The 12955-nt window shown below is 63.7% G+C and carries 7 protein-coding genes and 1 pseudogene; 4 read left to right on the top strand and 4 right to left on the bottom strand.

Annotated features, from left to right (window positions below):
- Positions 1 to 30: 30 nt before the first annotated feature.
- Together fusA and tuf are read left to right on the top strand one after the other, a co-directional pair.
- Positions 31 to 2124, top strand: coding sequence for an elongation factor G (gene fusA / locus CKV91_RS00255; RefSeq protein ID WP_065860438.1), 2094 nt, complete (start codon positions 31 to 33; stop codon positions 2122 to 2124).
- A gap of 335 nt (positions 2125 to 2459) precedes the next feature.
- Entirely contained in the window at positions 2460 to 3653 is a 1194-nt protein-coding gene (gene tuf / locus CKV91_RS00250) for an elongation factor Tu (protein WP_065860439.1), read from the top strand.
- 408 nt (positions 3654 to 4061) lie between these two features.
- Here the strand turns inward: tuf and CKV91_RS00245 are convergent, their stop codons facing one another.
- The 4 genes from CKV91_RS00245 to CKV91_RS00230 all read right to left on the bottom strand — a co-directional run bounded on the left by CKV91_RS00245 (position 4062) and on the right by CKV91_RS00230 (position 10781).
- Positions 4062 to 5696, bottom strand: a complete 1635-nt coding sequence (locus tag CKV91_RS00245) for an alpha/beta hydrolase (protein ID WP_095141036.1) — start codon at positions 5694 to 5696, stop codon at positions 4062 to 4064.
- A gap of 277 nt (positions 5697 to 5973) precedes the next feature.
- A complete protein-coding gene (locus CKV91_RS00240; protein ID WP_065860440.1) occupies positions 5974 to 7947 on the bottom strand; it encodes a bifunctional metallophosphatase/5'-nucleotidase in 1974 nt (657 codons plus the stop codon).
- A 206-nt stretch (positions 7948 to 8153) separates the two neighbouring features.
- Positions 8154 to 9836, bottom strand: a complete 1683-nt coding sequence (locus tag CKV91_RS00235; RefSeq protein ID WP_065860441.1) for a glutamine--tRNA ligase/YqeY domain fusion protein — start codon at positions 9834 to 9836, stop codon at positions 8154 to 8156.
- Positions 9837 to 10037: 201 nt separating this feature from the next.
- A complete protein-coding gene (locus CKV91_RS00230; RefSeq protein ID WP_157738686.1) occupies positions 10038 to 10781 on the bottom strand; it encodes a class F sortase in 744 nt (247 codons plus the stop codon).
- A gap of 451 nt (positions 10782 to 11232) precedes the next feature.
- Between CKV91_RS00230 and gltX the strand changes: the two genes are divergently transcribed.
- Entirely contained in the window at positions 11233 to 12651 is a 1419-nt protein-coding gene (gene gltX, locus CKV91_RS00225; RefSeq protein WP_065860443.1) for a glutamate--tRNA ligase, read from the top strand.
- A pseudogene (locus CKV91_RS10040) lies at positions 12648 to 12950 on the top strand (hypothetical protein); the annotation flags it as partial. The gene gltX and the pseudogene CKV91_RS10040, both read left to right, overlap by 4 nt.
- Positions 12951 to 12955: the final 5 nt, after the last annotated feature.

The following is a 12955-nucleotide window of genomic DNA, read 5'->3' as shown; positions in this document are numbered from 1 at the left end:
CACGCACCCACAGATTCGAGGTTGACAACAGTGGCCAATACAGACCTCAGGAACGTCCGCAACATCGGCATCATGGCACACATCGATGCCGGTAAGACCACCACGACCGAGCGCATCCTGTACTACACCGGCAAGTCTTACAAGATTGGTGAGACCCACGAGGGCAACGCCACCATGGACTGGATGGAGCAGGAGCAGGAGCGTGGTATCACCATCACGTCGGCTGCCACCACCACCTTCTGGCACGACACCCAGATCAACATCATCGACACCCCCGGACACGTGGACTTCACCGTCGAGGTGGAGCGGTCCCTGCGTGTGCTCGACGGTGCCGTCGCCGTCTTCGACGGTGTGGCCGGTGTCGAGCCGCAGTCGATGACCGTGTGGCGTCAGGCCGCCAAGTACGGCGTGCCGCGCATCTGCTACATCAACAAGATGGACCGCACCGGAGCTGACTTTGACCACGCCGTGCAGACCATCAAGGATCGTCTGCATGCCATCCCGGTGCTCCTGCAGCTGCCGGTGGGTGCTGAGGACAAGTTCGAGGGCGTCATCGACCTCATCGAGATGAACGCCAAGCTGTGGCGCGGTGAGACCGAGCTCGGTGCCCACTACACCACCGAGGAGATCCCGGCTGAGCTCAAGGACGAAGCCGAGGCCGCTCACGCCGAGATGCTCGAGACCATCGCCGAGAACGACGAGGAGTTCATGGAGGCCTACCTCGAGGACGCCGACTCGGTGACCATCGAGCAGGTCAAGGCCGCCGTGCGTCGTGGCGTCCTTGCCAACGCCTTCACCGCTGTGACCTGCGGTACCTCCTTCAAGAACAAGGGTGTGCAGCCGCTGCTCGACGCCATCGTCGACTACCTGCCCTCCCCGCTGGACGTGCCGGCCATCACCGGCTACAAGCCTGGTGACGAGTCCGTCGAGCTCGAGCGTCACCCCAGCGATGACGAGCCCCTGTCGGTGCTGGCCTTCAAGGTGGCCTCCGACCCGCACCTGGGCAAGCTCACCTTCGTGCGTGTGTACTCCGGCGTCCTCAAGGCCGGCGGGCAGGTGCTCAACGCCACCAAGGGCAAGAAGGAGCGCATCGGAAAGATCTACCTCATGCACGCCAACAAGCGCGAGGAGATCTCCGAGATCGGCGCCGGCATGATCTGCGCCGTCATGGGCCTCAAGGACACCACCACGGGTGAGACGCTGTGCGACTCGTCCAACCCCATCACCCTGGAGTCCATGACCTTCCCGGCCCCGGTGATCGAGCAGGCCATCGAACCCAAGTCGAAGGCCGACCAGGAGAAGCTCTCCAACGCCATCCAGCGCCTGGTGGAGGAGGACCCGACCTTCCGCGTCCACACCGACGAGGAGACCGGCCAGACCATCGTCGCCGGCATGGGTGAGCTGCACCTGGACGTCTTCATCGACCGCATGAAGCGTGAGTTCCACGTCGAGGCCAACATTGGCAAGCCGCAGGTGGCCTACCGTGAGACGCTGCGCAAGCCGGTGGAGAAGTTCGAGTACACCCACAAGAAGCAGACGGGTGGTTCCGGTCAGTTCGGTCGCGTCATCATCGCCATCGAGCCGCAGGAGCCCGGCTTCGGCTACGAGTTCGTCAACGCCGTCACCGGTGGCCGCATCCCCAAGGAGTACATCCCCTCGGTCGACGCGGGCATCCAGGAGTCCATGCGCTTCGGTGTGCTGGCCGGATTCCCGGTCGAGGACATCAAGGTCACCCTGCTCGACGGTGCCTACCACGAGGTCGACTCCTCCGAGATGGCCTTCAAGATCGCCGGATCGATGGCCTTCAAGGAGGCTGCTCGCAAGGCCAACCCCGGTCTGCTCGAGCCACTCATGGCCGTGGAGGTGACCACTCCGGAGGACTACCTCGGCACGGTCATCGGCGACCTCAACTCGCGTCGCGGTCAGGTGCAGGAGATGGTCGAGGCTCACGGCAACAAGGTCGTGCGTGCCCTCGTTCCGCTCTCGGAGATGTTCGGCTACGTGGGCGACCTGCGTTCCAAGACCTCTGGACAGGCCTCGTACTCCATGGAGTTCGACTCCTACGGTGAGTGCCCGACCAACGTCGCCGAGGAGATCATTGCCAAGACCAACGGTGGCAAGTGATCTGCTGCGGTTGAGACCACTGGACAGTGGACAGGACGGCATCTTCCCGATCCGGGTGGGTGCCGTCCTGTTGTCATCGGCAGGGCACCGAGCGGTGTACCAGTGATCGGTGTCGACCGACGAGCGGTGTCACCGTGCGTGACGCTGTTATTCCAGTCATCATTTGATAACGTTGTGAGGCCAGCGTTTGACTACAGGCGTCTGACGCACAACAATTGGACAGAGTTCCCTGACCTCTGGTCGGGGGCCCGTCCTACAAGTCCGTGGGATCCGCCCACGGATTCACACACAGACGCGCCCCGCGCACAGCGGGCGACATCCCAGAAGGAGCCCCAGTGGCAAAGGCCAAGTTCGAGCGGACCAAGCCGCACTGCAACATCGGTACCATCGGACACATCGACCACGGCAAGACGACCCTCACCGCGGCGATCTCCAAGGTGCTGCACGAAAAGTACCCGGAACTCAATGAGGCATCGCCTTTCGACATGATCGACAAGGCCCCTGAGGAGCGCCAGCGCGGTATCACCATCTCGATCGCTCACATCGAGTACCAGACCGAGAAGCGTCACTACGCTCACGTCGACTGCCCCGGTCACGCTGACTACGTGAAGAACATGATCACCGGTGCTGCCCAGATGGATGGCGCCATTCTCGTGGTTGCCGCCACCGACGGCCCGATGCCCCAGACCCACGAGCACGTGCTGCTCGCCCGTCAGGTTGGCGTGCCGGCCATCGTCGTCGCCCTCAACAAGTGCGACATGGTTGACGACGAGGAGCTCATCGAGCTCGTCGAGATGGAGGTGCGTGAGCTCCTCTCCGCCCAGGACTTCGACGGTGACAACTGCCCGGTCGTCCGCATCTCCGCCTACCAGGCCCTGCAGGGTGACGAGAAGTGGACCCAGTCCATTCTCGACCTCATGGATGCCGTTGACGAGTACGTCCCGCAGCCGGATCGTGACCTCGACAAGCCGTTCCTCATGCCTGTTGAGGACGTCTTCACCATCACCGGCCGTGGCACCGTGGTGACCGGTCGTGTCGAGCGCGGTATCGTCCACACCTCTGACGAGGTCGAGATCGTCGGTATCCACGACGCCACCCAGAAGACCACCGTCACTGGTGTCGAGATGTTCCGCAAGATCCTCGACGAGGGCCAGGCTGGCGACAACATCGGCGTGCTGCTGCGTGGTACCAAGAAGGAGGACGTCGTCCGTGGCATGGTGCTCTGCAAGCCCGGTTCGACCACTCCGCACACCGACTTCGAGGGCCAGGTCTACGTTCTGAAGAAGGATGAGGGTGGCCGTCACAAGCCGTTCTTCTCCAACTACAGCCCGCAGTTCTACTTCCGCACCACCGACGTCACCGGCAACATCGAGCTGCCGGAGGGTACCGAGATGGTCATGCCTGGCGACAACACCACCATGTCCGTCCACCTGATTCACCCGGTGGCCATGGAGGAGCAGCTGAAGTTCGCCATCCGTGAGGGTGGCCGTACCGTTGGCGCCGGTCGCGTGACCAAGATCATCAAGTGAGCTGATTCACTGATCTGAACCAAGGGCGCGGTGATCTCACCTAGTGTGGGGCACCGCGCCCTTGCCATGCCCGGACACGGACAGAGCCCATGCCCGGACATGAACGGAGCCTTCGCGGAAGGTGCTCTCGGTGCGGATGAGAGTTTTCCCCGTGGCACCGCTGTCTGGGTGGCACCGCTTCTGGCGCAAGTCGCTTGGTGATGGAGGCCGCATCCTCCCCATCCGGGCTCCAGCACGGACGGCCGCTGCCAGGCCACGATCCCTCAAAGGGCTGCTGTGTGATGGCGGTCGGGATCGGATCGGTGGGGGAGCGTGGGCAGGAAGGAATCCAGCCTGGCGATGGGCGGTGCCGCTACTTGGGGGTGCGCGCTACTGGGGTGGTACTACTACCGGCGATTGAGAGCGCCGTCAGCGTTCGCGCATGGTGTGGGGAATGGCGGCAGCAATCCTGTCTATCGGCGGATTGCCGGTGATGCCCAGCACGTCGCGCCACACCGGGACGAATTCGTCATGATAGTTGTGACCATGGCCACCAGGAGTGGAGACCGAAGCCGCCATGTCGGCGGTCACCTGCCAAAAAGTGGACCACGGAGTCCACGAGAGGTAGGGGTTGACGTCCTCCCCGGCCTTCTCGCGGATCCAGTCGGGTTCCCGGGTGATGAGCTGGGGCTGCCACCACACGATGGGATCCGAGGCGTGCTGCAGGAAGGCAATGCGCGACCCCTCCCACCGGGGGAAGTCGACTCCCCAGTGATCGTGATGCAGCTCATCGGGAGTGGTGGCGAAGCGGAATGTCTCACCATTGTCGATGACTGGGGCGATCTCTGGACTACCTGCCCGACGCGATTGGGTGAGACTGTTCCACAGGGGAGTGAATCCGGGGGTGCCGGCCCACACCGCACCATCGACCTTCCTGGCCATGTCCTGCGCCGAGGCGAAAGCGGACTGGCCTCCGTAAGCTCCCAACGACACCCCGGACACGTAGAGCTTGGGACGGTGATGGGGATCCAGGCTGCTCCAGTAGTCGTGGATGACGTCAAAGAGAACCCGTGACCCTTCCTTGGGGGAGTCACGGTCCAACAGGAAGGCCCCCACCGAACCCAGGTAGCTGTACTGCATGGATGCCGTGGCGCAGTCGCCATTGGTGAGGTATTCCACTGCGGCCACCGACCATTCCTCGAGCCACCCCGAGCCGGTCCCGAACTGGACGACGAGTACCTTGCGGTCGAAGGCCTTGGTGCGCAGCAGTTCGGCGAGTACCCCGTTGGCCTCCTGCTCGAACGTGCGTTTCGAGGAGAAGCCGGCGTAGACCCTGATGGGGGTCAGGGCTGGTTTGCCGGTGACGGCGTTGATGTCGACGGCCGAGGGACCGTTGGTGATGACGTCCTGGCCCTGGCGTCCCAAGGTGTCCCACGATTCCATGGAGTCCGGGCTGCCGGAACGTAGCGGAGAGCTCGGCTGGGTGCGTCCGGGAGCGGTCGTCTTGTTGAGTTCGGCAGTCTGATGTGCCACGGCGTTGGCCGCCACTCGCACCACGACACTGTTGGACGCCCACAGCAGCAGGCTGACGACCAGAACGACGACGATGGTGGCGACGACTGGCTGGGTCACGATCTTGTGGACGCCGTAGTACAGCTTGCGCACACCACGGACGATGAGCCTGATGAGCAGCAGCAGGGCGGTGAACAGCAGAATTCCGGCGGGGACCCCGACCGTCTGGACGAACCACACATCGCGACGCAGACCCACGGTGTTGGCAACCCTGGTCTGCTGCTTGACGCTCCACAGCCACATCCAGACGCTGATGAGGATGATGAGGCCAGCCCCGGTCCATTTGAGGCGGCGGACTGCCCCGGGTGAGGCCGAGATCCTGAGCACGATGGCATCTGCGAACCAGCGAGCCATGGTGCCGATGAGTGATCCGATGCCGTAGAACAGCAGCGTGGACAAGGAGACGCTCACCGCGAGCATCCACCAGGTGCGCGGCACCAAGCTGGGTGTCAGGGCGGTCCACAGACCAAAGAGGGCGAACAGGAGCCCCATGGGGGAGCTGTGCGGCAGGATGCGGTGGGCATGCTGGCGAACTCTCACCGCCCAGTGTGGTGGTTGCCTGCTCACGGAGCCGTTGCGGGCCTTCTCGCCCACGGCCGACTCACCAGACGCGCGGGAAGTGTGCTGAGTCACGACCACCTCGCCTAGCGTCCGACACGCCTTGAACTGTGCGATGGCCCCGACCTCAGGGAGAGGTCGGGGCCGACCTGATTACCTAGGTACAGTAATGCAGCAGCGATCGTGATGCCAGTTCCTGGCCGCCGAGGGATCAGACCCCCGTCCTCGGCAGTGCGAGGCCAGTGGAGCGGGAATCGGTGCTGGAAATCTGGTGTGTGCCGTTGGTGTCCTGCTGCCCTGACGCAGCGGGAGTCGCCGAGGCGTCACCAGTTCCCCTGCCACCATGATCAACACCGCTCTGGTCATCAGCCATCTGCCAGGTCTCACCGGTGGTGGTGAGGAACCAGTTGCGGTCGAAGAACGTGGTGGGGTCGATCTTGCCGTCCCTGCTGGCGTGGTCGATGAGTTCCTGACGGATCTCGACGAGCCCGTCCCAGGCCACGGGAGCCTTGCTGACGTGTGGGTAACCACCGCCACCATTCATCCGGTAGTTGTTGATGGCCATGATGAACTTCTGGTTGTCGTTGACCGGCTTGCCCTGCCAGCTCAGCCCCAGCACGCGCTGGCCTACCGGCTTGGAGATGTCGATGGAGTATTTCACACCGGTGACGGCGTCGTAGTTGTAGTCCCAGATGGTCTTGCCGTCGATGGTGGCCTGGGTGTGACCGCCCTCGGAGGCCGGGGCCGGGTTGATCTTCTCCCCGGGTTTGGTCTGCACGAAGTAGCGGGCTGAGTACTCCAGGTAGTCGCGCAGCTGGGCACCGGTGATCTCCACGGCGGCGAGGGTGTTGTCGAAGACGTACAGTCCGGCGATGTCCTTGATCTTCACCTCACCCTTGGGGAACAGGGCGGTACGCGAGAATGGCGACACCTGGGCAATCACCGGGGTGTCGGCGTACTTGGTCTTCTTGAGGGCGTTGGAGACGGTGTCGGCCTCCACGGATCCGATGAAGTCCAGGATGGGGGTGTCCTCGACCATGGACCTCTTCGCCGACATCTCCTCGGTCGATGTTGCGACGACCGAGTTCACGTACGTGATGGTCTTCTCGTGGGCAGCCCGCAGTTGCGGATTGTCGGCGAGCTCTGAGTCCTCGGCAACGTCACGGGTGTAGCGCTGGGTGGCCCAGGTGGAGATCGAGCCGTAGTCGATGCCAACCTTGTCGCCTGAGAAGCTCAGCGGGATCTGCACATCGGAGACGGAGCGTGCCCAGTAATCGGGCTGCGAGATGAGCACCTTGTGCCCCGAGGCGCCGTCCACGACGGTCGAGACGTCGTCGCGGTGGGTGTGCCCGGAGATGACGAGGTCGACGCCCTTGGCCTTGGTGGCCACCGAGGTGGCCATGTTCTCGTCAAGCCCCTTGTAGATCGGGGTGGCGTTCTCCTCGTCCAGGCCACCGTGTACCAGGGTGACGACGACATCGGCCCCTTGCCTGCGCAGCTGACCGGCGTACTTGTCGGCGGCGGCAACCGGGTCGGTGAGGTCGACGCGGCCCTTGAGCACGGAGCGGTCCCACACGGCCGAGCCAGGCGTGGTGACGCCCACGATGCCAACCTTGACGTCGTGGCCGCCAACTTTCTTGGTCACCATGGTCGTGGGCTGGCGCAGGGGCTCACCCGTCTTGACGTCGATGACATTGGCCCCCAGCAGTGGGGCGTCGAGGCTCTTGGCGAAGTTGTTCTGGACGTCCACGCCGTAGTTGAACTCGTGGTTGCCAGTGTTGGTGGCGTCGTAGCCGATGAGGTTGAAGGCTCGGGCCATCGGATTGGTGGAGTCGCCCAGTCGTTCCGGCTCCTGAGAAGCCAGATATGTCAGTGGCGTTCCCTGGATGGTGTCCCCATTGTCGACGGTGACGACCGAGTCGGCGCCGCGGTCCTGACGCGTCTGCTTGATGATCGTGGCGGCACGGGTGAGTCCGAGCGGGGCTGAGTTGCGCCCGGTGGTGTCGGGGCTGAACTCGGCGTCCTGGAAGTAGTCCCAGTTGTAGACGTGCCCGTGGACGTCGGTCGTGGACAGGACGGTCAGGGTGCTGGTGGTGCGTGCCGCATGGGCGACGGCGGTGAGCCCAGCAGACGTCAGCGTCACGGCTGCAGCAGCTACCACGGCTGCTGCGCGGGGGAAACGCATGGCAGATCTCCTCAAGGGGTGGATGGGGATGGTTCAGTACTAGCTCATCATTGCTGGTCATGGTGTCGTCCGGGTGAAGATCGGGTGATCATGGTGGGAAGAATTGCTCTGCCCAGCAGATCGTGCTGAGATCGATGTGCCCGATCGCCCGTGTCCAGAGCAGGCCCATCGAACTCGCGCCGGACGACCGCGTCGGAACGGTGGCCTCAGCCCTTGCGTTTCTGCAGCTGTGCCCATTCGTCGCGCAGGCCTACGGTCTGATGGAACAGCTTGGCGGTCTCGGTGTCGGACACGAAGTACCCCAGCCGCTCGAACTGGATGCTCTCACCGGGTTCGATCCGGGCCAGGGTCGGTTCCAGTTTGCACTCGGTGAGCACCTCGCGGGACTGGGGGTTGAGGTCGTCAAGGGCTTCGCCGGTGCGCTCCCCGGGAATCTCGGCGGTGAACAGCCGGTCGTACATGCACACGGTCGCATCGACGGCATGCTGGGCGCTGACCCAGTGCATCGTCGACTTCACCTTGCGGCCGTCCGGTGCATTGCCGCCGCGGGAGTCGGGGTCGTAGGAGGCGTGCACCTCGACGACATTGCCCTGCTCGTTCTTGACGACGTCGGTGGCGGTGACCAGGTAGGCGCCGCGCAGTCGCACCTCCCGGCCAGGCGACAACCGGAAGTACTTGCGTGGCGGGTCCTCCCGGAAGTCGTCCTGCTCGATCCACAGGGTTCCGGTGAACGGAACCTTGCGGGTGCCAGCCTGCTCGTCACCGGGATTGTTGGGCAGCTCGAACCAGTCGACTACCGGGTTGCCGTCCTCGTCGGTGGGCCAGCCGTCGAGGACGAGCTTGAGGGGGTGGAGCACGGCCATGCGACGGTTCGCGGACTCGTTGAGGTCGCGGCGCACGAACGACTCGAACTCCTCGATGGCCTTGGTGGAGTTGTTGCGCGTGGTGCCGACGGCCTCGCAGAAGGCGCGAATGGCCGAGGCCGGGTAGCCACGGCGACGCATTCCGCGCAGGGTTGGCATGCGGGGGTCGTCCCAGCCATCCACGACGCCGTCCTCGACGAGCTTGCGCAGTCGGCGCTTGGAGGTGATGGTGTGGGTGAGCTCCAGACGGGCGAACTCGCGCTGTTTGGGGGCCGGGGCGGGCAACGGCAGTTGGTCGAGGAACCATTCGTAGAGCGGACGGTGGGAGTTGAACTCCAGGGAGCACAGGGAGTGGGTCACGCCCTCGATGGCATCGGACTGGCCGTGTGCCCAGTCGTAGGTGGGGTAGATGCACCAGGAGTCACCGGTGGCATGGTGGCTCATGTGACGGATGCGATACATCACCGGGTCGCGCAGCCACATGTTCTCGTTCTGCATGTCGATCCTGGCGCGCAGGCATCGGGAACCATCCGGGAACTCCCCGTCACGCATCCTGGCCAGCAGGTCTAGGGACTCCTCGGCCGGACGATCCCGGAACGGGCTCTCGACGCCAGGCTTGCCGAATCCGCCGCGCTGCGCCGAGATCGTCTCAGGATCCTGGTCGTCGACGTAGGCCTTGCCCTCCTTGATGAGGAAGAGCGCCCACTCGTAGAGCTGCTCGAAGTAGTCGGAGGCATGGACGATCCTGCCGGGGGTGTAGCCCAGCCAGGCGATGTCGTCGCGGATGGACTGGACGAACTCGGGGTTCTCGGTACCGGGGTTGGTGTCGTCCAGGCGCAGGTTGCACACTCCGTCGAAATCCTCGGCGATGCCGAAATCGGTGACGATCGCCTTGGCGTGTCCGATGTGCAGATAGCCATTGGGCTCGGGTGGGAACCGGGTCTGAACCCTACCTCCGTAGGTGTCGGCTGCAAGGTCTGCACGGACAACTTCGCGAATGAAATCAGATCGGGACGCCTCTGCCATGCACCGAACCCTACCGGAAAGCGTCATGCATCCGCGTGACGAGGTGTGCGGTGCCGGCCAGCTGGTGGAGTCGCAGAGGATCCTCACGAGTCCCGAGAATGACACGCACCCCCGAGCTCGTCCGTCGCGTGGACTCTCGGGGGTGTGTGATGGACAGTCGTGCTGGCCGATGGTGTGGAGTGGTTGCTTGGAAAGGCTGGATCAGGAGTACATGGCCTCGGCGACGTAGACCTCGCGGGAGTCCCATTCCTTGTCGTTCTTGTCCCAGTCCCAGCAGATGAGGATTCCGATACGGGGCGTGCCGTTCTTGTTGTAGACGAACTTGGCGTCATCGGCCGAGTACTTGTCCACGTAGATCTTGCGCTGGTTGGTCACCTTGTAGCACATGGTCTTGTCGCCGCTGCTCACACGCACGACATCACCGGGCTTGAGGCTCTCGTGGATCTTGTTTCCGGACGCACCACCCTTGTGGTAAGTGTGCGTCATCAGCAGTGACATGCCCTGCGGTGCACCTGGCTTGACGGACTTGTTGTACCAGGTGAAGTTCACCGGATCGTTGAGGGGCGGGACTCCTGGAGCATTCGTCTTGGAATCGACTCCGGCAGCAGAAACCTTGGCATCGATGTTGAGGGACTCGATCTTGACCTTCGTGGGATCAATTGCCGAGCTCTTCGCGGAGCAACCGTTGGGGAGATCGCTGGTTGACGAGGCCTGTGACCTTGCCGTGGGGGTGATGTCGGTGGCCGCTGGCACGGCCGAGGACGATGTCTCATCGTCGTCCTTCTTCTGGTGCAGGACGATCGCCACGACGGCGATGATGATCGCCAGCGCCACGACAATGATCCCGATGATGGCCCCGCGGTGCGGCTTCTTGCCACGCTGTGGGCCTGCATGGGTAGGCTGATGGCCCTCGTTGGAGGGCATGGGACTGTTACTCTCGCTCACGCTGACACTGTATTCCGATTTTCGTCAACTTCCACAACGACGGCCGGGGGTCACCGAAAGTTCATCCTCACCCGTTGCCCCATATACTCTGGCGTCCTCGCACCGCTCTGCCCCGTTGGCCCGTACAACTCTGATGTGCGATCGGCGATCACGGGGGGCTCCCGCATGGGGGCTCTCGGTAAGCCCCGTCCGGTGAGGTCCCCATGAGCATGGGAGATGGACCCAGAGCCCGCCCCCGGCTCCCGACGGAGCTGGGGTCTCCATGGACACGGGGGATCGGCGGTTGACGATGACGAGTGAGCACCGGAGCGCCTGGCGGGTGGCTGGAGTGCGCAGTGCGCTGCCGCGGCGATAGGCTGACCACATCATGACTGAGAATTGCGCCCCCCAGCCGGCACGTACCCGAGTAGCTCCGTCTCCCACCGGTGATCCGCACGTCGGAACCGCCTACATGGCTCTGTTCGACAAGGCCTGGGCCCGTAGGACCGGTGGCCAGTTCGTCCTTCGCATTGAGGACACCGACCAGAATCGCCTGGTCGAAGGCTCGGAGGAGCAGATCTACCAGACCCTCGACTGGCTCGGGTTGGGCCCCGACGAGAGTCCGCGTCTGGGTGGACCGCACGGCCCCTACAAGCAGTCCGAACGGCTGGACACCTACCGTCCCTACGTCGACAAGCTCATCGAGGACGGTCACGCCTACTACTGCTGGTGCTCCCAGGAACGTCTTGCCCAGCTGCGCGCCGACCGGGCTGCGGCCAAGTCCCCGCAGACCGGGTACGACCGCATGTGCCTGGGCATGACCAAGGAGGAGCGGGCCAAACTTCCCGGTTTCACCGAGAACCCCGTCGTGCGCATGCGCGTGCCCGATGACGTCGAGCTCGGCTTTGACGATCTCATCCGTGGTCACGTCAACGCGCCGCGGCCCGATGACCAGGTGATCCTCAAGGCTGACGGATTCCCCACGTACCACATGGCCGTCGTCGTCGACGATCACCTCATGGGCATCGACACCGTCGTGCGTGGCGAGGAGTGGATCTCCTCGACGCCCAAGCACATCCTGCTGTACACGTGGCTCGGCTGGCAGGTGCCGCGATTCGCGCACATGCCTCTGCTGCGCAATTCCGACAAGTCCAAGATCTCCAAACGCAAGAATCCCGCTGCACGACTCATGTGGTTCCGGGAACAGGGCTACCTGCCCGATGCGTTGCGCAACTTCCTGCAGCTGCTGGCCTACCCGATCCTCGGCGAGGGGCAGGAGGTGGAGTCCTTCGAGTCCTTCGTCGCACGGTTCGACTGGGCGGACATCGCCACCGGCGGGCCGGTCTTCGACCTCAAGAAGCTCGACTGGCTCAATGGGCAGTACATTCGCAACCTCGACCCGGAGGCTCTCACGAGCCGTGTGTTCGAGTACGTCGACCGGATGGGGCAGGCACAGGAGGTGCTGGGCCGCGATCTCACCGAGCGTGACCGCTCCATCGTCCGTGCCGCGATGCCGCTGGTGCGTGAGCGGTTGACACTGCTGTCGGAAGCTCTGCCAAAACTGGCCTTCCTGCTCGTCAACGACGACTCCTTGGTCTTTGACGCCGACTCGGTGGCCAAGCTCAAGGACGGTGCCGACGAGATTCAGCATGCCGCGGTCGAGGTGCTCAAGGGGCTTGACGACTTCTCTGCCGATGCCATTCAAGCGGCACTGCGTGCCAGACTGTGTGACGACATGGGCGTCAAGCCACGCCTGGCCTTTGCACCGGTGCGGGTGGCAGTGACCGGATCACGAGTGTCGCCGCCACTGTTCGAGGTGATGGAGATCCTGGGCCCGCAGTCGACGCTGCACCGCATGCAGAGATTCGAAGCCGAGATGAAAAGGCAGTGAGCAGCAGTGATGTCGGGGTGCTGCGACGCCCCGTGGTGTGGTTCTGGGGTCTCGTCACCTGCTACTGGGCTCTGGTGTGGCGCACGCCGGTGTGGGACATCGACGACTTGCGTTTTGCCACTCGATCCCGCACTCTCGGCGGTCGTATTGACTGGTCAAGTCTTGTGCCGTTTGCACGCTATGACCTGGCGGAGCGCAATGGCCGTTTCTCGGACATGATGGTGCAACTCATCATGGCCATGGGGGGATGGATCCGAATACCTCTGGTGATCTCGTCGCTGGCCATGTCGTTGGCACTGTGGCT

This window comes from Cutibacterium granulosum, from assembly GCF_900186975.1.
Taxonomy (GTDB): Bacteria; Actinomycetota; Actinomycetes; order Propionibacteriales; family Propionibacteriaceae; genus Cutibacterium; species Cutibacterium granulosum.
Note: the sequence above shows the minus strand (reverse complement) of the source record. Positions and strands in the feature narration are given on the sequence as shown.

Coding starts and splice junctions, on each gene's coding strand:
- CKV91_RS00245 (WP_095141036.1), bottom strand. CDS start 5,696: ATGGGGCTCCTGTTCGCCCTCTTTGGTCTGTGGACCGCCCTGACACCC.
- CKV91_RS00240 (WP_065860440.1), bottom strand. CDS start 7,947: ATGCGTTTCCCCCGCGCAGCAGCCGTGGTAGCTGCTGCAGCCGTGACG.
- gltX (WP_065860443.1), top strand. CDS start 11,233: ATGGCTCTGTTCGACAAGGCCTGGGCCCGTAGGACCGGTGGCCAGTTC.
- CKV91_RS00235 (WP_065860441.1), bottom strand. CDS start 9,836: ATGGCAGAGGCGTCCCGATCTGATTTCATTCGCGAAGTTGTCCGTGCA.